The 21,118-nt window shown below is 75.6% G+C and carries 16 protein-coding genes; 6 read left to right on the top strand and 10 right to left on the bottom strand.

What is annotated here, in order from left to right:
• Positions 1-171: 171 nt before the first annotated feature.
• From AC07B0_RS33475 to AC07B0_RS33460, 4 genes are read right to left on the bottom strand one after another with little or no spacing between them, the layout of a single operon-like run.
• Positions 172-798, bottom strand: a complete 627-nt coding sequence (locus tag AC07B0_RS33475) for a GTP-binding protein (RefSeq protein ID WP_467298606.1) — start codon at positions 796-798, stop codon at positions 172-174.
• Positions 779-1,240, bottom strand: coding sequence for a DUF742 domain-containing protein (locus tag AC07B0_RS33470; RefSeq protein WP_356876880.1), 462 nt, complete (start codon positions 1,238-1,240; stop codon positions 779-781). Before AC07B0_RS33470 ends, AC07B0_RS33475 begins: the two co-directional genes overlap by 20 nt.
• 10 nt (positions 1,241-1,250) lie before the next feature.
• Entirely contained in the window at positions 1,251-1,688 is a 438-nt protein-coding gene (locus AC07B0_RS33465) for a roadblock/LC7 domain-containing protein (protein ID WP_356876878.1), read from the bottom strand.
• The gene (locus tag AC07B0_RS33460) at positions 1,685-4,600 is read right to left on the bottom strand and encodes a sensor histidine kinase (protein WP_478899725.1); all 2,916 of its coding nucleotides are present in this window, start codon (positions 4,598-4,600) and stop codon (positions 1,685-1,687) included. Before AC07B0_RS33460 ends, AC07B0_RS33465 begins: the two co-directional genes overlap by 4 nt.
• 400 nt (positions 4,601-5,000) lie before the next feature.
• Between AC07B0_RS33460 and AC07B0_RS33455 the strand changes: the two genes are divergently transcribed.
• Positions 5,001-5,381 (top strand): hypothetical protein, encoded by a 381-nt coding sequence (locus AC07B0_RS33455; protein WP_467298601.1) that lies wholly within the window; start codon positions 5,001-5,003, stop codon positions 5,379-5,381.
• A gap of 36 nt (positions 5,382-5,417) precedes the next feature.
• On the opposite strand, the gene AC07B0_RS33450 is transcribed toward AC07B0_RS33455, so the two are convergent.
• The 3 genes from AC07B0_RS33450 to AC07B0_RS33440 all read right to left on the bottom strand — a co-directional run bounded on the left by AC07B0_RS33450 (position 5,418) and on the right by AC07B0_RS33440 (position 12,800).
• Complete coding sequence (locus AC07B0_RS33450) at positions 5,418-10,169, bottom strand: hypothetical protein (RefSeq protein WP_478899723.1); 4,752 nt, start codon at positions 10,167-10,169, stop codon at positions 5,418-5,420.
• A 53-nt stretch (positions 10,170-10,222) separates the two neighbouring features.
• Positions 10,223-11,125 (bottom strand): hypothetical protein, encoded by a 903-nt coding sequence (locus tag AC07B0_RS33445; RefSeq protein WP_478899721.1) that lies wholly within the window; start codon positions 11,123-11,125, stop codon positions 10,223-10,225.
• A 124-nt stretch (positions 11,126-11,249) separates the two neighbouring features.
• Complete coding sequence (locus tag AC07B0_RS33440) at positions 11,250-12,800, bottom strand: hypothetical protein (RefSeq protein ID WP_356876870.1); 1,551 nt, start codon at positions 12,798-12,800, stop codon at positions 11,250-11,252.
• A 72-nt stretch (positions 12,801-12,872) separates the two neighbouring features.
• Here AC07B0_RS33440 and AC07B0_RS33435 point away from each other — a divergent pair, with 72 nt between their 5' ends.
• From AC07B0_RS33435 to AC07B0_RS33425, 3 genes are read left to right on the top strand one after another with little or no spacing between them, the layout of a single operon-like run.
• Positions 12,873-13,652, top strand: coding sequence for a LamB/YcsF family protein (locus tag AC07B0_RS33435; protein ID WP_478899733.1), 780 nt, complete (start codon positions 12,873-12,875; stop codon positions 13,650-13,652).
• On the top strand, positions 13,649-14,272 hold the full coding sequence (locus tag AC07B0_RS33430; RefSeq protein WP_478899720.1) for a 5-oxoprolinase subunit B family protein: 624 nt from the start codon (positions 13,649-13,651) through the stop codon (positions 14,270-14,272). The genes AC07B0_RS33435 and AC07B0_RS33430 overlap by 4 nt, the downstream gene beginning before the upstream one ends.
• A complete protein-coding gene (locus AC07B0_RS33425; protein WP_478899719.1) occupies positions 14,269-15,141 on the top strand; it encodes a 5-oxoprolinase subunit C family protein in 873 nt (290 codons plus the stop codon). The genes AC07B0_RS33430 and AC07B0_RS33425 overlap by 4 nt, the downstream gene beginning before the upstream one ends.
• A 54-nt stretch (positions 15,142-15,195) precedes the next feature.
• On the opposite strand, the gene AC07B0_RS33420 is transcribed toward AC07B0_RS33425, so the two are convergent.
• On the bottom strand, positions 15,196-16,593 hold the full coding sequence (locus tag AC07B0_RS33420) for a HEAT repeat domain-containing protein (RefSeq protein ID WP_469382120.1): 1,398 nt from the start codon (positions 16,591-16,593) through the stop codon (positions 15,196-15,198).
• A gap of 342 nt (positions 16,594-16,935) precedes the next feature.
• Positions 16,936-17,340, bottom strand: a complete 405-nt coding sequence (locus tag AC07B0_RS33415; protein ID WP_478899718.1) for an ankyrin repeat domain-containing protein — start codon at positions 17,338-17,340, stop codon at positions 16,936-16,938.
• Positions 17,341-17,646: 306 nt separating this feature from the next.
• Between AC07B0_RS33415 and AC07B0_RS33410 the strand changes: the two genes are divergently transcribed.
• Positions 17,647-17,841: a hypothetical protein gene (locus AC07B0_RS33410; protein ID WP_007262923.1), complete on the top strand. Its 195-nt coding sequence runs from the start codon at positions 17,647-17,649 to the stop codon at positions 17,839-17,841.
• 56 nt (positions 17,842-17,897) lie between these two features.
• Positions 17,898-19,544 carry a P-loop NTPase family protein gene (locus AC07B0_RS33405; protein WP_467298590.1) on the top strand — a complete coding sequence of 549 codons (1,647 nt, stop codon included), beginning with the start codon at positions 17,898-17,900 and terminating at the stop codon, positions 19,542-19,544.
• A 24-nt stretch (positions 19,545-19,568) separates the two neighbouring features.
• On the opposite strand, the gene AC07B0_RS33400 is transcribed toward AC07B0_RS33405, so the two are convergent.
• Positions 19,569-21,071 (bottom strand): SCO1417 family PLP biosynthesis transcription factor, encoded by a 1,503-nt coding sequence (locus tag AC07B0_RS33400; protein ID WP_356876859.1) that lies wholly within the window; start codon positions 21,069-21,071, stop codon positions 19,569-19,571.
• Positions 21,072-21,118 lie beyond the last annotated feature (47 nt).

Below are 21,118 nucleotides of genomic sequence, written 5' to 3'. Positions count from 1 at the left end.
ACGGCAGGTTCACACTCTCCCCACGGTCCCGCGCCGCGACCGGGACTCCCAGGTCCCCCCATGAGAGCTGCGGCCCGTACCCCAGTCGGCGGGGGTACGGGCCGCCTCCATGCCGGGCGCCCGGCGCGGGCGTCCCGCGCGCTGCGGGGCGGGCCCGTCGGGCCCCTGCCGTCAGGCCCCCGCCGACAGGCTGCGGCGGCGTTCCCGGGCGAGTGACATGGCGTGTTCCACGACCCCGACCAGCACGTCCTTGACGGACTCCCGGTCACGGGCGTCGCAGAGCAGCACCGGGACGCCCGCGTCGAGGTCGAGGGCCTCGCGGACGGTGACCACCGGGTGGCGGGCGGCGCCGTCGAAGCAGTTGACCGCGACGACGAAGGGGATGCCGCGCCGCTCGAAGTAGTCGATGGCCGCGAAGCAGTCGGCGAGCCGACGGGTGTCGACGAGGACCACGGCGCCGAGCGAGCCCTGGGCCAGCTCGTCCCACAGGAACCAGAAGCGGTCCTGTCCGGGCGTGCCGAAGAGGTACAGCACGAGGTCCTCGCGCAGGGTGATGCGGCCGAAGTCCATGGCCACGGTCGTGGTGCTCTTGCCCTCCACTCCCCGCGTGTCGTCCACGACGGCTCCCGGCTCGGAGAGGCGTTCCTCCGTGCGCAGGGGACGGATCTCGCTCACCGCACTGACCAGGGTGGTCTTGCCCACCCCGAAACCGCCCGCGACCAATATCTTCAGGGTCAGCGGCTCGACCGGCGACACGGCATGCATCGCGCCGGTGCGGCTAGAGCGCCCGAAGGCCATCGATCACCTCACGCAGTATGGATTCGTCGGGCAGTTCGGCCGGGGGGACCGGCCGGGTCACGTGGACCAGTTCCTCGTCGGCGAGGTCCCCGATCAGGACCCGGACGACGCCGATGGCGAGGTCCAGCTCCGCGGCGAGTTCCGCGACCGACTGGGGGCGTTCCCGGCACAGCCCGAGGATGTGGGCGTGTTCCGGGGACAGGGTCATGTCCCAGACCGGATCGTCGGCCGCCGGTTCGGCGACGACGAGCGCGATCAGGTCGAGGCGGTGCTGGCCGGCGTGACTGGTCCGGCCCCTGGTCATGGCGTAGGGACGGACGACGGGACCCGCGTCGTCGTCGAACCAGTGGGGGTGGCCGGGCTCGGGCGGAGCGTCGGGGTCACCCGCGGTGCCGGGGGTGCTCAGGGCTTCGGTGGGGTGGTCCTGTCCTGAATCGCTCATCCGGTCCGTCTCACCCCCCGGCTGGCTGTCCGGTGCGCGGGGCGGTCGCGAGGTGGTCGCCGACGCGCTTGACCATGAGGGTCATCTCGTAGGCGACCTGGCCGACGTCGGATTCGGAGTCGGCGAGGACGGCCAGGCAGCTGCCGTCGCCGGCGGCCATGACGAACAGGAAGGCCTCGTCGAGCTCGACGACGGTCTGGCGGACCCGGCCGGAGTCGAAGTGCCGGCCGACCCCCTTGGCCAGACTGTGGAAGCCGGACGCGACGGCGGCCAGGTGCTCGCTGTCCTCCCGGGTGAGGTCCTTGGAGCTGCCCGTCGGCAGGCCGTCGCCGGAGAGGACGACCGCCTTGCGGATGCTGCCGACCTTGTCGACGAGCTCGTCGAGGAGCCAGTTGAGCGGGCCGGAGCCGCGGCCCCTGGTGTCGTTGCCGGTCTGCGGTGCGGTCATCGACCGTCCCCTTCGTTCTCGTGCGCGGGACCGGTGGCGGCGGGGGTGCCTGCCCCGGTCTCGGACTGCTGTCGCGCGTGCTGGTTGCGGCCCGCCGTCCAGCCCCGCTGGAGGGCTGACATGCGGGTGCGTACGTCTTCCGCGTCGCGGTCGGTCACCTGGTCGGTGGTGGGTTCGGCCGCGGCGGCGGACGGTCCGTTCTTGAGCTGGGGCGCGAGGTTGGCCTGGCGGACCCGGCGGGGCAGGCCGCCGGGGCCCGCGGCGGGCTGCGTACGGCCTTCCCCGGGTCCGGCGCCGGTCCCGGCCGCGGGGGCCGCCGGGGCGGGGCGGGGTTCCACGCGGCGGCCGTGGTCGGCGACCAGGGTCGGGGTGGGCCGGCGGCGGGGCAGCGGGACGGTTCCGCCGGCGCGGGGGCCATCGGGGCGCGCGGTGTCCGGACGGGAGCGCTCCAGCCGGACCGGGCCGGTGGGTGACACCGGCTCGCGGTCGCGGGCGGCGCCCCGGGAGCGGGCGCGGCCCCGCTCGGTCTCGGGGTCCGTGTCGGCGGCGCGGTCCCGGTCGCGGTGGCGGTCGGCGCCGCGGTCGCCGATCCGGTCGCCCTTCCAGGCGGAGCCCCGGTCGGGGTGCCGGTCGCCGTGGGGGCGGTCCGCCGAGCGGAGCCCCAGCAGGGCGCTGCGGGGGATGCCCCCGGGCGGGGTTTCGTCGTCGAGGGTGGCCATCGGAGGGTGGGCGCCGGCCGCGGCCCCGGCTCCGGCTCCGGTGAACCCGGCCAGGTCGTCGGCGGCGCCGGGGCCGTCGAGGGCGTCCAGTCCGAGCACGCCGAGGGGGCCCTCCAGCTCGACGGGGCCGTTCAGCACGCCGGCGGGCAGCGGGCGGGCCGGGGCCGCGCGTTCGACGGCCAGGGGGCCGGGGCGCGGGGCGCTCTTGGCGACGGGGCCGCCCTTGACGCCCTTGGGGGTCTTGCCGCCGCCCACTCCCCCGAGTCCGCCCAGGCGGATGCCGGTGCCGTTGGTGTCGGGGGCCTCGGTGAGGAGCTCGGCCGGGAGGAAGACCACCGCGGTGGTGCCCCCGTACGGGCTGGGCTGGAGGACGACCTTGACGCCGTGGCGGCGGGCCAGCCGGCTGACCACGAACAGGCCGAGCCGGTCGGTGTCGGAGAGCTCGAACTCGGGGGTCTCGGCGAGCCGGAGGTTCGCGTCGAGGAGGGCCTCGGGGTTCATGCCGAGGCCGCGGTCGTGGATCTCCAGGGTGAAGCCGTTGGCGACGCGTTCGCCGTGGACCTGGACGGCCGTGTGCGGGGGCGAGAACACCGTGGCGTTCTCCAGGAGTTCGGCGACGAGGTGGGTGACGTCGGCGACGGCCGGGCCTTCGATGCCCAGTCGCGGCAGGCGGCGTACCTCGATGCGTTCGTAGTCCTCGACCTCGGCCACCGCGGCGCGGACGACGTCCATCAGCTGCACGGGCTTGCGCCACTGGCGGGAGGGCGCGGCGCCGGAGAGGATCACCAGGCCCTCGGCGTGGCGGCGCATGCGGGTGGTCATGTGGTCGAGGCGGAACAGGTCGGCGAGTTCCTCGGTGTCCTCGGTGCGCCGTTCCATCGTGTCGAGGAGGGTCAGCTGCCGGTGCAGGAGCACCTGGTTGCGGCGGGCCAGGTTCACGAACACGTCGGAGACGCCGCGGCGCAGTTCGGCCTGCTTGACGGCGGCCTCGACGGCGGCCCGCTGGAGGGAGTTGAGGGCCAGCGCGACCTGGCCGACCTCGTCCTTCTCGAACTCCAGCCGGGGCGCCTCGGTCTCGACGTCCACGGTCTCGCCGGCCGCGAGGCGGCGCATGACGCTGGGCAGGCGCACGCCGGACGCCTCGTGGGCGTCCTTGCGGAGCCGGGACAGGTCGCGGATGAGGTCGCGGCCGATGCGGACGGACAGGACGAGGGAGACTATCAGGGCGATGAAGCCGAGGACGCCGGCGACGGCGGCCTGGACCAGGACGCCCATGGCGACGGGTTCGACGCGCTTCTGGTAGCGGTCGCCGGCTCCGGTGCCCATCCGGGCGAGGTCGTCGAGGACCTTGACGGCGGCCTCGTCCCACTGGGCGGCGGTGAGGGTGCGCGGGGGCTTGACGGCCCCGCCGGTGATGAACCGTTCCTCCGCGTCACGCAGCGCCTTGGTCTCGGGGCCGTTCCAGTACTGCTCGAACAGGGCCCGGTCGTCGGCCGGGAGGATCGCGAGGTTGAACTCGTACAGCAGGGCGCGGTTCGCGGCGAAGTCGGAGACCCGCCGGACGTCCGCGGCGCCGATGTTGCGGGCGGCGAGCGCGGAGGCGATGACCGCGTCCTCCCGGGAGAGGGTCTCGCGGGCGCGGGTGATGCCGACGAGGGCGCGGCCCTGCTTGTCCATCTCCACGTTTTCGAGGGCGTGGAGGTTCATCAGGAACTCGTAGCAGGGGTCGACGAGCCGGCTGTACAGCTCCAGGGCCTGGCCAGGGTCGAGGCCGGCCCGGTCGACGTTGTGGCGCAGCGCCTCGACGCCCTGGAAGGCCTCCAGGATCGAGCGCAGGCGGCCCGCGGTCTGCGGGCTGAGCTCGTCGAGGACCTCGGGGTCCGCGGCGTTCCGGGCGATCTGGCGGATCATCTCGTCGGTGGCCGTGCGGCTCTTGGCGAGTTCTGTGGTGGCGGCGGAGGCGCGGGGGTCGCCGATGACGACGAGGGTCTGGCGGCGCTCCTTCTGGATGACCCGGACGACGTCCTCGATGGGGTAGCCGACCTTCTCGATCACGTACGCGACGTCGAGCAGCTGTACGGCCTGCCGGCCGGTGATGACCGTCGCGAAGCCCCAGAGGGCGGTCAGGGAGACGAGCGGCACCAGGAGCAACGCCACGATCTTCCGGCGGATGGACTTCCCGCGAAAGCGCATGGCCTCCCCAGCCTCCCCCAGCTCAACCCCGTTGCCGGAGGTCGGTGTTCCGTCATTTAAACGGCGTGAGCCTACTACTGACGGGGGGCGGCTTCGAAGGCGTGTCCGGACGTTTTCGGCCCGACCCCCTTGCGAAGATCACGAGTTGTCCGTTAGTTCCGGTCAAGTCCGGCCCGTTATGTGGCAGATGACACTCGGTGGGGTGTCGGTACCGTTCCCCGAACGGATGGCTGGAATTCTTCGTTCCGGGTCGGTGGGCGGCCGCGGGCGTGTCCGGGATGCGGGAATCTCCGGGATGCCCCGTACGTCTGACAGGACGTGTGGAGGCGTGTGGACGCGTGTGGGGCGGGCAGGCGTGAGAGCAGGCTTGGCGGACCGCGCGGTGGGGAGTGGGCGGACCATGAGGATGTACGAAGAGGACGGCGCGGCGACCGAGGCGCCCGGTCGGGGCCTGTGGCTGGAGGAACCGGCGCGGCGCCACCGGATGCCGGATCCGGTGCGCGACTCCGCGGTGCGGGCGGTGCTGATCGTGGCGGTCACCCTGACCGAGGCCACGATCACCTTCTTCCTCGCGCTGACCGGCTCCTGGCTGGCCTTCCCGATGGTGCTCTGCGGGATAGCCGGGACCGTCGTGGCCACCTGGGCCGTGCTGGACGTGTGGATCACCCGGCAGATGTGGCACCAGCGGCACGGCGTGCTCTCGGAGCCGAGCAGCGCGGCCTCCCCCGGGCGGGGCTGGGGCGAGGCCCGGGGCCCGGCCCCCGTACCGCGTACGCGGTAGGCGGGGACGGGCCCGGGCGGCAGGGCGTCCCGGGCGTCAGGACGTGCCGCTGCGGCGGAACATGCGGGTCGCCGTGATCTCGCCGTGGATCGTCTCCTCGTCCGGGGACTGCTGGGGCAGGCCCGGGCGCAGGTGTTCCTCGACGCTGATGTACTTCAGGCCCGCCCTCAGGTCGGCGTCGTTGCGCAGCCGGATGACCAGCGGGAACTCGGCCAGGGCCGTGGTGTCGAAGAGGCCCGTGGTGTAGAGCAGCTGGACGCCGAGGGCGTCGGAGACGGCCCGCTGGAGCTCCAGCAGGTACGTGGCGTTCGCCCGCCCGATGGGGTTGTCGAGGAACAGCGTGCCCGCGTGGCGGTGCTTGTCGCGGCCGCGGTCGTTGCTGCGCAGCGCCGCCATCGTGCAGTACAGGGCGATCGCGGCGGTGAGCAGCTGGCCGCCGGAGAACACGTCGCCCATCTGGCCGACGGGGACCCGCTCGGCGCGCAGGACCGCGTCCGGCTTGAGGATCTCCACGGCGATGCCCTTGGGCTCCAGCGCCGCCTGGACGCCGCGCAGCAGCAGGGACATGCCGTCGCGGCGGCCGCCCTCGCCGAAGGAGGCGGTGCTGTTCTTCTTGACGGCGGCGCGGGTGGCCTCGTCGATGACCTCGCCGAGGCGTTCGGTGAGGACGGCCTGGTCGGGTTCCTCGAAGCGGATCCGCAGGAACTCCTGGCCGGACCACTCCCCCAGGCCCTCGGGCAGCTGGGAGAGGCGCTGCGCGGAGCGCAGGGTCGCCAGGGCGGACTCCACGAGGCCGCGCAGGCGGTCGACGATGCTGTCCCGGTTGCGTTCCAGCTGGGCGAGTTCGTCGGTGAGGACGCGCAGCCGGGGCGCGAAGGCGGTGGCCCAGGCGGCGGCGTGCTCCGGCAGGGCGGAGGCGGGCAGTTCGCGGATCTGCTGGCGGGCGGGGGTGCGCACCTGCTCGTAGCGGTTGGCGTTTGCGTGGCGGACGAGGACGTCGCTCGCCTCGCGGACGGCGGCCTCGGCGGCCGACAGGTCCGCGGAGCAGGCGCGCAGGGAGCGGCGGGCTTCGGCGGCGGACTGCCGGGCCTCCTCCAGGGTGCCCGGGTGGGGCACGGGTTCCTGCTCGTCGTCCGGGTGGGTGTGGTCGCGCAGGAGGTCCCGCAGCAGGGCGGCGGTCTCGTCGAAGCCGCCGGCGCCGTCCTCGGCGGCGCGGTGGGAGCGCAGCAGGTCCGCGTGGGCGGCGCGGGCGCTCTCGACGGCGGCGCTGTGGGCGGCGAGCTGGGCGGTCGCGGTGCGGAGCAGGCCCTGGGCCTGTTCGACGTCGGCCGGCACCAGTTCCTCGGGCAGCTCGGTGTGGGCCTCGCCGTCGGCGGGGGCGTGCCGTTCGGCCTCGCCGCGCAGCCGGCCGAGCTGCTCGCTCGCGGTGGACGCGCGCGTCTCCAGCATCTGTACGAGGGCCTCGGCGCGGGCGGCCGCGGCCTGCCGGGAGGGGCCGTCGGCGCCGTCGGTCCCTTCGAGGAGCTGGGCGGCGCGGGTGCGGACCTTGTTGGTGAGGCGGTCGAGTTCGGCGAGTGCGGCGCTCTCGTCGCTTTCGGCGCGGGCCTGTTCGGCCCGCAGGTCGGCGCCCACGCCGACCTTCTCGTACAGGCGGGAGGCGGCGCGGTAGGCCTCGCGGAGTTCGGGCAGCGGGACCTTCGGGGCGTCGGGCCGCTCCTCGGGCAGGGGTTCGGGGGCACCGGCGATCTCGGCGCGCTCGGCGCGCAGCGCGCGGGCGGTGCGGCGGGCGTCGTCGGCGGCGCGCTGGGCGGCGCGGCGGTCCTCGTCGGCGGAGCGGGCCCGGTCCAGGCAGACCTCGGCGCGGGCTTCGGACTCGGCGGCCTCGTCGGCGAGTACGCGCAGGCGGGCCTGCCAGCCGGAGCGCTCGCGCAGGCGGTGGGCGAGGCCGGAGAGCAGGTCGGCCGTGCGGCGGGCGCGCTGGGCGGTGTCCTGGCGCTCGTCGCGCACGCGCGCGGCGTCGGCGGCCGCCTCGTCGGCCTCGGCGCGTACGGTACGGGCCTCCGCGAGTTCGGCGTCGGCTTCCTCGGCGAACGTCCGGGCGGCGGCGGCCTGCTGCGCGAGCTCGGCGAGCCGGCCGGGCGGGCAGCCGGTGCGCCAGGAGGTGAGGCGGGCCGCGAGCTCGCGGTCCCCGGAGAGGCGGGCGGCGAGCTCGCGGATCTCGGTGTCGCGGGCGGTGGCGCGCTCGCGCAGGGCCTGGCGTTCCTCGTCGGCGGCGTGCTCGTCGTGCATGGCCGGGTTCGGCGGCACGAGGAAGACGCCGGTGTCGCCGGGGGCGCCGGAGGCCGGCGGGACGGGGGCGAGCAGGGCCGCGGCGGTGCCGACGGCCACGGTGGAGCGGGGCAGCAGGGCGGCGCCGGTGAGGACCTCGCGGGCGCGGGAGTGCGTGTCGGGGTCGGTGATGACGACGCCGTCGACGAGTTCGGGGCGGGCGGCGAGGACGGCCGCGTGGTCGGCGGGGTCCACGGACTGGGCGAGGTAGCGCCAGCCGGGGAGGGCGGGGATGCCGTGCTCGCCGAGGTACTCGACGGTGGCGAGGACGTCGGGGCCGGGCGGCAGGAGGCCGCCGTCGCCGAGCGCGCCGAGGATGCGGGAGTCGTCGGCGGCGGCCGTGCGCAGCTCGAACAGCTGGCGTTCGGCCGAGCCGACGGTGTCGGCCAGCATCCGGAGCAGTTCGTCGGAGCCCCGGTCGAGGTCGGCGGTGGTGAGCCCGCCGGGGGCCGCCGTGCGGCCGGGGTGGGCGCCGGGGGCGGCTGCCGGAGCGCCGCTGCCGGAGTCCCCGCCCTGCGTACGGCGTTCCGTGCCCGCGGCGGCGTGTCCGGCGACGGCCGCGACGGCGCCGGTGGAGTCGCCGGTGCGCGGCGGGGGGACGGAGGCGTCCGGGGCGGACGGCAGGCCCAGCAGGGCGGCCAGGCGGGGCGAGGCCGCGAGGGAGGCGGCGGCGCGGGACTCCGCCTCGTGGGCGGCTTCGGCCGCGTCGGCGGCGTCCGCGGCCCGGGCGGCGGTGAGTTCGGCGCGGGATTCGGCGGCGGCGGCTTCGCGGGCGGCGTCGGCCGCGCCGTGGGCGGCGTCCCGGGCCTCGTCCCAGGCGGCGACCGCGGTCTTCTCGGCGTCGCTGGCGGCGAGGGCGGCGCGCGCCGGGTCGGCGTCGGGCGCGGAGTCGTCGAGCCAGCCGGCCCGGACGGCCTCGGCGGTCTCCTGCTGGACCTCGGCGAGGCGGGCCCGCAGGTGTTCGGCCTCGCTGCGGGCGCGCTGGGCGGCCGTCGCGGCGGAGGTGGCGTCGCGGTGGGCGCCCTCGCCGAGGGTCTGGAGCTCGGCGGAACGCTCCTCCTCCTCGTTGGCGGCGCGCTCGCCGTGCTCGGCGGCGGTGTGCAGGGCGCGTACCAGGGCGGCGGCGGCCGTGGCGCGGGCGGCGAGCGCCGGGGCGGCGTCCCGTTCGGCTTCCAGGATCGCGGCGGCGACCCGGGTGGAGCGGTCGGCGGCGGCGCGGTGGCGCAGGACGGTTTCGGCGGCCTGCCAGGCGGAGTGCAGGGTGCGGGCTTCGAGGAGCTCGCGGCGCTGGGCGGCGGCGGCCTTGTCGGCGACGGTCAGGGCCAGCGAGGCGTGCCGGTAGGCGAGTTCGGCGGCGACGGCGGCGCTGCGGGTGCGCGCGGACTCGGCGGCGGTGACCTCGTGGGCGGCGCCGGTGACCCGCTGGGCGAGGTCGGCGGCGCGGACCCGTTCCCCGGCGGCGCGGGCGGACAGGCGCCGGGCGAGGGTGCGCGTACGGCGTTCGGCGCCCGCGTGGACGTCGCGGAGCCGGGAGCGGGTCGCGGCGGCCTCGACGATGCGGGTGAGCAGGTCCACGGAGCCCGCGGTGAAGTCGCGTTCGGCCATCAGCTCGGCGCGGCGGCCCAGCTTGTTGCCGAAGCCGTGGACCAGGTCGGCGAGGCCGTCCGTGTCGCGGGTGTCGGTGACGGCCCGCAGCAGCAGGTCGGTGAAATCGGAGTCCTTCTTGACCGCGAAGAGGCCGGCGGCCTCGCCCTCGTCGGCGTTCATCTCGCGCTGGTAGCGGAAGAGTTCGGGGTCGAGGCCGACCTCGGTGAGGTGCTCGTTCCAGCGGTCGTGGATCTCCTCCCAGTACACGTCGAGGTGCGGGTACGCCTTGCCGGCGTCGGTGAGGGCGTCGCGGAAGCCCTTCATCGTGCGTCGGCGGCCCCGGGCGCCGGAGACGCCCTCGACGGGCGGGCGTACGGAGGTGGCCTCGGCGACGGGCAGGTTGTCCAGGCTCAGGCCCGGGCCGGGGCGGAAGGAGTACCAGGCCTCGGCGAACTTGCGGGGGTCGTTGGACACCTGGCGGCCGCGCCATTCGCTGGCCTTGCCGACGACGACGCACTCGCCGGTCTGGGTGTGCTGCCACTCCAGGGCGACGTGGCCGCAGTCGTCGGCGAGCAGGAACTTGCGCAGGACGCCGGAGCTGGCGCCGCCGAGGGTGTTGCGGTGGCCGGGCAGCATCACCGAGAAGATCAGCTTGAGCAGGACGGACTTGCCGCCGCCGTTCTCCAGGAACAGCACGCCGGCGGGTGCGGGGCGGCGGGGCGGTCCGGTGGGCTCGTCCTCGAAGAACTCCGCCTGCGCGGGAGCCGGGTGGGGCACCGGCTCGCCGACTCCGCGCAGGTCGAGCACGGTGTCGGCGTAGCGCGCGCCGGCGGGCCCGATGGAGTAGAGGCGGATCCGGGACAGCTCGTACATGGCGGCGGACTCTCGTGGTGTCTGGGTGAGGCGGGGCGTACGGGGATCAGGACTCAGGCGTGGAAGGGGAGCCCGGCGTCGGCCGCGAGTTCCAGGTCGTCGCCCTCGGGCGGCGGCAGGAGGCTGGCGGAGCCGTCGCTGACGGGGACCACGCCGAGTTCCAGGAGCTCGGCCATGGCCGCGCTGCCCGCCATGTCGCGGACCTGGAGCTGGTAGCGGGGGGTGGTGCGGTAGGTGCCGCCGGAATCGTCGCCGGTGCGCTGGAGGAAGCCCGATTCGGTGAGGAAGGCGGCGGCCTTGCCGACGATGCCGGTGGTGGAACCGGCGAGGCGGCGGGCGTCCTTGGTGGCTCCGGTGGCGCTGCGGCGGGTGTAGACGCGCCAGGCGGCCTCCAGGCCGGGGGTGTCGGAGGCCGGGTCGGTGTTCTCGCCGAGCTCCGCGGCGCGCTCCTCCAGGCGGCGGCAGGTCTGCCGGACGAAGGAGTCGACCCCGTTGACGGTGACGCGGCCGATGTAGCCGTCGTCGGCCAGGTCCTCGGGGCGCGGGAAGGCGAGGGCGGCGACGGCGAGGTGGGCGAGGCCGTGGAGGAAGCGGTCCCCGCCGTCGGCGGCGGTGCGGCGGGCGTAGTCGCCCATGCGGACGGCGAAGACGGAGTCCTCCCCGGCGGTGACGGCCATGCCGGCGCGCGGGGACACATCCAGGACGACGAGGCCCAGCCCGGTGGCGACGGCGTCGGCGAGGCGGCCGAAGCCGGGGTCCTCGCGGTAGCGGCGCAGCAGTTCCGCGTACTCGGCGTCGCGGGCGGGGAGCAGCTTCGGCTGGAGTCCGAAGGCGACGAGGCGGGCCGCGTCCGCGGCGTCGGCGGGGGTGAGGGCCCCGGAGGAGACGGCCGGGGCGGGAGCCGACGCCGCGTCGGGCTCGGTCCACGCGGGGTGCTCGGCGTGGTGGTCGCTCACGGGTGGGTCTCCTCGGCGGTGCGGTGGGGTCGGGGTGGTGCGGTGGCCGCGGGGGGCGTTCCCCCGTGCGGGGCCGGCACCGTCGCGGGGCCGGCCGGGCCGGGGTGCGGCCCGGGGCGGGCGGTCATGACGCCTCCGAGCGGGCCGCCGCCATGCCGGCGGCGTCCAGCAGGGCGGTGCCGACGATCAGGTCGGCGCCCCCGAACTCCGGGTCCTCCAGCTGTGTTCCGTCGTCCACGGCGAACAGCAGCCGCTCCTCGCCCTGCCGGTACGCCGTGCCCACGGCCGGGCTCGCCGCGTGCACGGCCAGCAGCGCCACCAGGTACGGCAGGTCCGGGTCGCCGCGGCGGGCCTCGGCCAGGAGCCCGGACAGGCGGCGCGGGGCGTCGTGCGGGAGGTCCAGGAGCCGGGTCGCGGCGGCGAGCTGCTCCTCGCTGAAGCGGCTGTCGTCCGGGGTCGCGATGAGGTCGGGCTCCGGCATCTCCACGCCGAGGTGCTCCCGCTCCAGGGGCGGGGTCAGCAGGATCTCGACGAGGTCGGCGACCCGGACGGAGACGGGCGTGCGCAGGCCGGTGCCCGCCGCGAAGAAGGCGTCGGTGACCCGGACGGCGTGTTCGAGGGGCAGGGGCAGCAGCGGGGCCACGAGCTGGCCGTACAGGTCGATCCCCGACCGGGGCGCGGGGGCGGCGAACGCCTGCCGGTCCTGCTCGGCGCGGAACAGCGGGCCGGCGTCCAGCAGCCGGGACTGGAGCTGGGTGTGGCGGCGGATGCAGTCCTTGACGATGTCGACCAGCTCGGCGGCGCGCCGCTTGTTGTCGGGGTCCTCGGCCTCGTCGCGGGCCTTGCGGATGTTGGTGAGGATCGCGTTCTCGTGGCGGTAGCGGTCGGCCACGTGGTCGAGGGCCTCGGCGATCATGTCGGGGACGGCCTGGAGCCAGTCCACGGCGCGGACGTTGCGCCGCGTCGCGTCGAGCGTGCGGCGCAGGGTCTCCGCGTACTGGACGGTGCGGTAGCGGGCCTGCTCGGCGGCCAGCTGGGCGTCGGCGAGACGGCCGCGGCTGATCAGCACCTCCAGCTTGACCTCGGCGGCGATCTGCGCGCTGGTGACATCGGTGTCGAGGGCGCCGACCAGGACGTTGACCGCCTCGTCCGTGGTCCGCAGGTACACCGCGCCGCCGTAGCCGGGGACCTCCTCGATCAGCTTGAAGTCGTAGTCGCGGCGGACGTAGACCCCGTCGGGGCCGAAGGTGCCGTAGATCGCGCGGAAGCCGCGGTCGACGCTGCCGACGTTGATCAGGTTCTCCAGCACCCAGCGGGCGACGCGCTCGTGCTCGGCCGCCGGGCGGGACGGCGCCTGGGCGGCGACGCGCGGCAGCAGCCTGGCCACTATCTGCTCGTGGTCCGCGCCCGTGTCGAAGTCCATGTTGAGGGTGACCAGGTCGATCGCGGACAGCGCGACCTCCGCCATCGCGTAGACCCCGTACTCGCCGGCCAGATTGGCCTTGCGCACGTCGAGGTCGTGGAGCGGGGCGGTGCAGGCGAGGGCGCGCAGCCGCCGGGCCAGGCCCTCGTCGGCGGCCGGGCCCGGCGCCGGGGACGGAAGGGTCTTCGCCGGGGCGGGGAGAGTCACGACGGAAAGACTAGGCGGTGGAACGGACAACATCCCAAACGGCATGGTTCGGCCGGATCGTCCCCGGCACCGTGGAACGCCGGGGGTGCGCTGTTCTACGCTCGCCGCATGGCTTCCATGATCACATCCCCCGCGGCCGCGATCGACCTCAACGCCGACCTCGGCGAGGGCTTCGGGAGGTGGACGCTGACCGACGACGAGGCCCTGCTGTCGGTGGTGACGAGCGCCAACGTGGCCTGCGGGTTCCACGCGGGCGATCCGTCGATCATGCGCCGGGTCTGTGAGCTGGCCGCCGAGCGGGGCGTACGGATCGGCGCGCAGGTCTCCTACCGCGACCTGGCGGGCTTCGGGCGGCGGGCGATGGACGTGCCGCCCGGCGAGCTGGCGGACGAGGTGGCCTACCAGATCGGGGCGCTGGAGGTCTTCGCGCGGGCGGCCGGCTCCCGGGTGTCCTACGTGAAACCGCACGGCGCCCTGTACAACCGCACCGTCCACGACGCGGGCCAGGCCGGCGCGGTCGTCGCCGGGGTCCGCCTCGCCGCCGGGGCCGCGGGCCTGCCGGTGCTCGGCCTGCCCGGGTCGCTGCTGCTGGCCGCCGCCGAGGAGGCCGGACTGGAGGCCGTACCGGAGGCCTTCGCCGACCGCGCCTACACGGCCCTCGGGACGCTGCTCCCGCGCGGCGAGCCGGGCGCGGTGCTCCACGACCCGGACGCGGTGGTCGCACGGGCCGTCCGGATGGCCGCCGAGGGCGCCGTCACGGCCGCCGACGGCGCTCCGGTGGCGGTGGCCGCCCGCTCCCTGTGCCTGCACGGCGACACCCCCGGGGCCGCGGAGCTGGCCCGCAGGGTCCGCGCGGCCCTGGGCGGCGCCGGGGTGCGGGTGGAGGCGTTCGCATGACGGTGCGCGTGCTCCCGGTGGGGGCCGAGGGGCTGCTGATCGAGGTGGGATCGGCCGCCGAGGTGGCCGCGCTGCACGCCGAGGTGCTGCGCCGCCGGGACGCGGGCGAGCTGGACGGCGTGCGGGAGGTGGTGCCCGCCGCCCGGACCGTGCTGCTGGACGGCGTACGGGAGCCCGGGCCGCTGGCCGCGCGCATCGCCCGCTGGGAGGTGCCGCCGCTGGCGGAGACCGAGGGGCCCCTGGTCACCGTCCCGGTCCGCTACGACGGCCCCGACCTGGCGGAGGTCGCCGCCGCCTGGGGGGTGGCGCCGGGCGAGGTCGCGGAGGTGGTCGGCGGGATCGTCTTCCGGGTGGCGTTCTGCGGGTTCGCACCCGGCTTCGGCTACCTCACCGGACTGCCCGGGCACCTGCACCTGCCCCGGCGCGCCACGCCCCGCACGGCCGTCCCGGCGGGCTCGCTCGCGCTGGCCGGGGAGTACGCGGGCGTCTACCCCCGCTCCTCCCCCGGCGGCTGGCAGCTGATCGGTTCGGCCGACGCGGTCCTGTGGGACCCCGCGCGGGAACCGGCGGCGCTCTTCGCGCCCGGGGTACGGGTGCGGTTCACGGAGGCGGGGGCGTGAGCGGGCTCCTGGTGCTGCGGCCGGGGGCGCTGACCACCGTCCAGGACCTCGGCCGCCCCGGGTACGCCCACCTCGGGGTGCCCCGGTCCGGCGCCCTCGACTCGGGGGCGCGCGCCCTGGCCAACCGGCTGCTGGGCAACCCGCCCGGCGCGGCGGTCCTGGAGACCACCCTCGACGGGGTCGCCCTGCGCGCCCTGACCCCGGTGACGGTCGCGGTGACGGGCGCTCCCTGCGCCGTACGGATCTCCGGGCGCCCGGCGGCCTGGGGTGCGCCGCTGCGGCTGCGCGCGGGTGCGGAGCTGGACGTCGGCCGGGCGGAGCCGGGGCTGCGCTGCTACGTCGCGGTGCGGGGAGGGTTCGCCGTCCCGCCGGTGCTGGGCAGCCGTTCGACGGACCTGCTGTCGGGGCTGGGCCCGCCGGTCCTGACGGCCGGGACGGTGCTCCCGGTGGGCGCCCCCGGGCCGGATCCCGTCCGCGGGGCGGACGCCCTGCGGGTGCCGGGACCGCCGGCCGAACTGGTCCTGCCGCTGCGGTGGGGGCCGAGGGCCGACTGGTTCACGGCGGCGTCCCTGACGGCACTGCTGGCTTCGGCCTACCGGGTGTCGGCGGCGTCGAACCGGATCGGCCTGCGCACCGAGGCCGGACCCCCGCTGGCCCGCGGCCGGGCGGGGGAGCTGCCGAGCGAGGGCATGGTGCTCGGGGCGGTCCAGGTCCCGCCGGACGGCCTGCCGGTGGTGTTCCTGGCCGATCATCCGGTGACCGGCGGCTATCCGGTGGTCGGAGTCGTGCCGCAGGGCCCGCCGCTGGACGCGGCCGCCCAGGCCCGCCCGGGAACCCGGGTGCGGTTCGTGGGGGTCCGCGGGAGCTGAGGGGCGCGGCCGGGGGCGGCCGGTGCCCCCGGCCACCCCTTCGGCCTCCCGGTCCTACACCGCCGACTCCGGTGCGATGCGGCTGCGGACCGCCGACTGGACGTCTTCCTCTTCCGCCGGGTCCGTCGCCAGGCGGCGCAGCCGGGGGGTCACGCGGGCGTCGGCCGTCTCGGCGTGGCGGGCGGCCACCTCGCGGGTGGTCTCCTCGCAGTCCCAGAGGCATTCGACGGCGAAGCCGGCCGCGAAGGTCGGGTCCGTGCTGGCCAGGGCCCGGGCGGTGCGGCCCCGCAGGTGGGAGGAGGCCGTCTCGCGGTAGATGTGGCGCAGCACCGGGGCCGCGCAGCCGATGGACAGCCGGCCGGCGCCGTCGACGAGGGCGAAGAGCCGCACGGTGTCGGGGCCCGACGCGCGGACGGTGGAGCGGAGGGCTCCGAGGACGAGTGCGGCGTCCTCGGGGCCGCCCCGTGCCGCGAGGAGGGCCGCGGCGGCCGCTCCGAGGGCGTCGGGGCGGTGGACCCAGTGGCGGGCCCGGTCGAGGGCGGCGGGCCCGCACATGCGCTCGTAGGCGGCTACGGCGGGCTCGTCCCCGGCGGCTTCGATGAGGTCCAGGACGGCCGGGTTCTCCGGTTCGGCGAGGACCAGGTGGTGCAGCGCGGTGGCGCGGGCGGCCTCGCCGGAAGCTCCGGCGGCGGCCGCGAGGATGGCGGAACGGTCCTCGGGCGCGGCGACGGCGGCGAGGCAGCGGGCGGCGGGCACGTGCAGCGGGGTGCCGCGGCTCAGCCCGTCGGCGGCCCAGTCGAAGACGGCCTGGACTCCCCAGCCGGGTCGGGGGCCGCTGGGGGTCATCTGGCGCTGCCAGCGGTCGAAGGAGCCCTGCTGCCGGGCGGCGCGCAGGCGCTCCCCGTAGGCGGGCAGCTCCTCCCACAGGCACCAGGGGCGGGGCTCGTAGGCGTCGCGCACGGCGGCGGCCAGCCGCGCCTCGCCCTCGGTGGTGGCGGGGAAGCGGGCCAGTACGGGGGCGGCGAGGGAGCGCAGGCCTTCGTCGTCGTCGCGCAGGGCGAGTTCGTCGAGGGCCCAGGCCCAGTTCGCGCCGGAGGCCGCGTAGCGGCGCAGCAGCATCAGGGCGTCGTCGCGTCCGTAGGAGGCCAGGTGGCCGAGGACGGACAGGGCGAGGCCGGTCCGGTGGTCCTCTTCGTCGACGAGGTCGTCGGCGCCGAAGAGGTGGGCCTCGATCTCGCCGAGGGGGCCGTCGAGGTCCAGGTACAGGCGGGCGTAGTACAGGGAGCGGTTCTCGACCTGCCAGTCCTGGCGCGGATCGCGGAGCACGCACTGGTCCAGGGCCGCGAGGGCCTCGGGCCGGGGCGCCGCGAGGGCGTGCAGCGTGCCGTCGCCGCGGCCCCGCTGGAGGAGCCCGAGCAGGGTGCCGCTCGGCGCTATGACTGGTTCGAACATGGGAATGGCCTCAAATCAAGCTGGGGACGCAACCGGGAATCGGGATTCACAGGGCCGCGTAACAGCATGTGAGGACGTTCGCCGTCAGGTTCCGCTCGATGTAGACCATTGCCTTCTCACTCTCGTCGGTGCTTCGCGACCGTGGCGGCCGGTGCGGCAGGGGTGGGTGTGAACACCTGTTGTGTCCAGCCCGCTCCTGCCCGTCCGTCATGTCCGCGAATCGAATCCGACGCCATGATGACCCAGGCGGTTTGTGTGCCGCGACCACATTTAAGGCCGCCGTGACCAAGCCGTGAGGTCACGGGCCCGTCCTGGCGGGGCCGGGACGGGGTCGGAAGCGGATTACTTTGCTCCGAAGAGTTCCAGCAGGTCGGCCTTGGCGAACATGCGGGCCGTGTCCACGGCGGAGGGGGTTCCGGCGTTCGGGTCGGCCCCGCCGGCGAGCAGCGCGCGGATGACGGCTTCCTCGCCCTTGAAGACGGCGCCCGCGAGCGGGGTCTGGCCGCGGTCGTTGGCGCGGTCGGCTTCGGCCCCGCGGGCGAGGAGGGCGGTGACGGCCTCGGCGTGCCCGTGGTAGGCGGCGAGCATGACGAGGGTGTCGCCGCGGTCGTTGGTGAGGTTCGCGGGGACCCCGGCGTCGAGGTACGCGGTCAGCGTTTCGGTCTCACCCTGACGGGCGAGGTCGAAGATCTTGGTGGCCAGTTCGATGACGTCCTCGTCGGGGGCGTCGTCCTGGTGCTCGCTCATCGGTCGTACCGCCTTCCACTCGCTGCTTTGCTGGCAAGAGTTTCCCCAGGCCGCGGGGGCAGGGGGATGCACGGCGCTGCGTCCGTACGGGTGAATCGCCAGGGTAGCGCCCGATCCTGGACATGACGGGGGCGGCCCGAGGCAAGGATCGGGCCGACACCCTCCGAGGCGGGCGCGCCAGCCGGGAGCGGCCGGTCAAGTGAAAAACAGCAAGATTCACCCGTATGCACCTTTTGTCGCATTGATACTTGCTGTGAGCCTGGAAGAACTGATGGTGACCGTCCCCACCCACCAGGAGAACTTCTCATGGTCCTGTCCATCTCAGGTGTCGTCCTGCTCGGCATCATCTGCTTCCTCTTCTTCAAGAAGGACGGGATGAAGCTGACGCACGCGTTCGTCTGCGCGCTCTTCGGCTTCTTCCTCGCGGGTTCCGCCATCGCGCCGAGCATCACGGCGAGTACGGCGAGCCTCGCGAGCCTTCTCGGCGGGATCAAGCTCTAACGGCCGCCCGCCCCGACCGCACCGTCCCGCACGACCCACAACTCCAGGAGACGACCGTGGCACGGCGCCCACTCCCCCGAATCCTCAGCAGCGGCACCGCGTCGCTCGCACGGGGCCGCGACCTCGCTCGCACGGCCGCCGACGGCGCCACGGACGTCCTCCACCCGCTCCTCGTCATCGGACGCGGACTGCGCGTCCTGGCCTCGGCCGGGCGGCGCAAATGGGCCGACACCCCCAAGGACAAGCGTGGTCCCGCGCTGTTCCTGGGGGCCGCCTGCGTCCTGGTGGTCGGTCTCGTCCCCTACGGCCCCCTCCTCGCCCTGATCACCCTCATGGCGGCGGCGGCCTGGCAGGGGCGCGACCGCACCCCCGCGAGGTCCGGGCCCAGCGATGCCGAGACCGAACGCCTCGGCTCCCTCTACGAAGCCCTCGTGCCGTACTTCTCCATCCCGGAGGACCCGAGTCCGCTCTTCGCCCACGGCGGCGACTGGGACGGGGCCTTCAGCGGCTACGAGTTCGACGGGGCGGGCCGCGTCACCCGGCTCCGCATCCGCTACCCGGCCTACTTCACCGACGGCGAGGCCGCCTCGCGGGCCCGGATCGAGGCCCTGCTGCACGCCAAGTCCGGGCGCGGGCGGGAGTACCTCTTCGACTGGGACGAGGAGGGCAACCAACTCGACCTGAGCGTGCTGGCCGCGCTGCCGACGGGCATCGCCGCCCAGCCGTTCGTGACCTCGCCGGGCGAGACCGTCCTCGGCTTCACCGACTCCACCGGGGTGCAGCGCACCCTGCCCGTCGTGGAAGGGGACGAGCCGCGCGACGTGCCGCCCGTGATCTGGCGGACCGGCCCCCGCTCCACCGAACCCCACCTGCTGGCCGTCGGCACGCCCGGCAGCGGCACCTCCAGCCTCCTGCGCTCGATCGCCCTCCAGGCCCTGCGCCACGACGGGGACGTCCTCGTCGTGGAGGGCGGCGGCAGCGGCGAGTACTCCTGCCTGTCGGGGCGCAAGGGCGTACTCGCCGTCGAGTGCGGCCCGACCGGAGCCCTGGCCACTCTGGAGTGGGCGGCCCAGGAGACCGAACGGCGCCTGATCGCCACCCACCGGGCCCGCGAGGCCGGCCGGCCCGCGCCGGAGGACACCCGGCGTCCGCTGTGGATCCTGCTGGACCGGCCGAGCGTACTGGCGCACCTCGCGGCCGCCGACGGCAGGCCGGACCCGCTCGCGCAGCTGCAGGTACCGCTGCGGCACGGCCGCGCCGCGCACATCACGGTGGTGGTCGCCGAGCAGTTTGAGCACCTGGAGCTCCTGAACGACGCGGTGTGGCAGCACACCCGGGCCCGGGTCGTCCTCGGGCCGGCGCCGGTCCAGCAGATCACCGACGTACTGGGCCTGCCGCCGCACACCACCCCCACCGCGCAGGTCCCGCCGGGGCGCGGGTACGCGCGGCTGGGCGTGGGACCCGTGCACCGGCTCCAGGTACCGGCGACGCCGGACCCGTACGACGACGCCACGCACCCGGCGTACCGGCAAGCGGTGCTGGAGCTGCTGCCGGAACGCCAGGGCGCGGGCCCCTCCGGCGCGGGCGGGGCGGAGGGCCACGCCGTCCCGTCCAGGCCATTGCGGACGCAGCCCCCGGAGCAGGCCCAGGGGCCGTCGATCGACGCCCCGGAGAGTCCGGAGGTCCCGGCCGACGCGCCGTGACCCCCGACGTGAGGTGAGCCCGGGTCAGGCCACGAACGTGCGGGGCGGTTCCGCGCCGCCCCCGCCGGCGCCCGTGCCGACGAGGCGGGCCGCCGCCGCGAGCCGGGCGGCGGCCTCGTCGGCGACCGGGCCGCCCACCGTGAACGGCAGCCGGACGTAGCCCTCGAAGGCGCCGTCCACCCCGAACCGGGGGCCCGAGGGCACGCGGACCCCGACCCGCTCCCCCACCTCGGCCAGCCGGGACCCGGACAGCCCCCCGGCGCGGGCCCACAGGGTCAGCCCGCCCCGCGGAACCTCGAACTCCCAGTCCGGCAGTTCCCGGCGCACCGCGGCGACCAGCGCGTCCCGGTTGTCCCGGGCCTGGTCCCGGCGGATGCCGACGGCCTCCTCCCAGCCCCCGGTCCGCATCAGCCAGTTCACCGCGAGCTGCTCCAGCACGGGGGTGCCGAGGTCGGCGTAGGCGCGCGCCGCGACGAGGCTGCGGATGACGTCGGGGGCCGCGCGGACCCAGCCGATCCGCATGCCCGCCCAGAAGGCCTTGCTGGCGGAGCCGACGGTGACGACCGTGCTGCCGGCGGGGTCGAAGGAGCAGACCGGGCGGGGCATGGCCAGGTCCGGGTCCAGCTGGAGCTCGGCCATGGTCTCGTCGGCGATCAGGACGGTCCCGGCGGAACGGGCGGCCTCGACCATCGCCCGCCGCTGGTCGTCGGAGGCGAGGGCTCCGGTCGGGTTGTGGAAGTCGGCGACCACGTAGGCCAGGCGCGGGGCGGAGTCCCGCAGGACCTGCCGCCAGACGTCCATGTCCCAGCCGGTCAGGCCTTCGGCCATGGCGACGGGCACGAGGCGGACCCCGGCGGCGCGCATGAGCTGGAGGATGTTGGCGTAGGAGGGGGACTCGACGGCGATCCGCTCGCCCCGGCCGGCGAAGAGGCTGCAGATGGCGTCGATGGCGCCCATGGCCCCGGTGGTGACCATGATCTGCTCGGGCATGGTCGGGATGCCGCGCTCGGTGTAGCGGTCGGCGAGCATCCGGCGCAGCGCGGGCAGCCCGGCCGGGTAGTCCCCGTGGGTGTGCGCGTAGGGCGGGAGCTCCTCCAGCGCGCCCTGGACGGCCTTGGTGAGCCAGGGCTCGGGGGCGGGGAGCGCGGCGCAGCCGAGGTCGATCATGGAGCCGAGGGATTCGGGCGGCAGCGGTTCCAGGCCGCGGGCCGGCAGGGGGTTCCCGGCCGGTACGGAGGTCCAGCTGCCCGCGCCGCGGCGGGATTCCAGGAAGCCCTCCCCGCGCAGGGCCTCGTAGGCGGCGGCGACGGTGGTCCGGCTGAGGGAGAGGGCGACGGCCAGCTCCCGTTCGGCGGGCAGCCGGGCGGCGACGGGGACGCGCCCTTCGAGGACGAGCAGGCGGATGCCGTCGGCCAGGACGCGGTACGCGGGCAGCTTGCGGGCGCCGGGCGCACCGGGGCGTTCCTGCTGAGAACCGATGAGCCGGGCGAGCTGCGCGGCACCGACCGCTGAGGTCCACTGAGCCATGGCGTCGGGTCCACCTTCGTCCGATTGGCCCCGTCGGGCGGGTTCGG

It is taken from the genome of Streptomyces sp. NPDC044704 (assembly GCF_056433525.1).
Note: the sequence above shows the minus strand (reverse complement) of the source record. Positions and strands in the feature narration are given on the sequence as shown.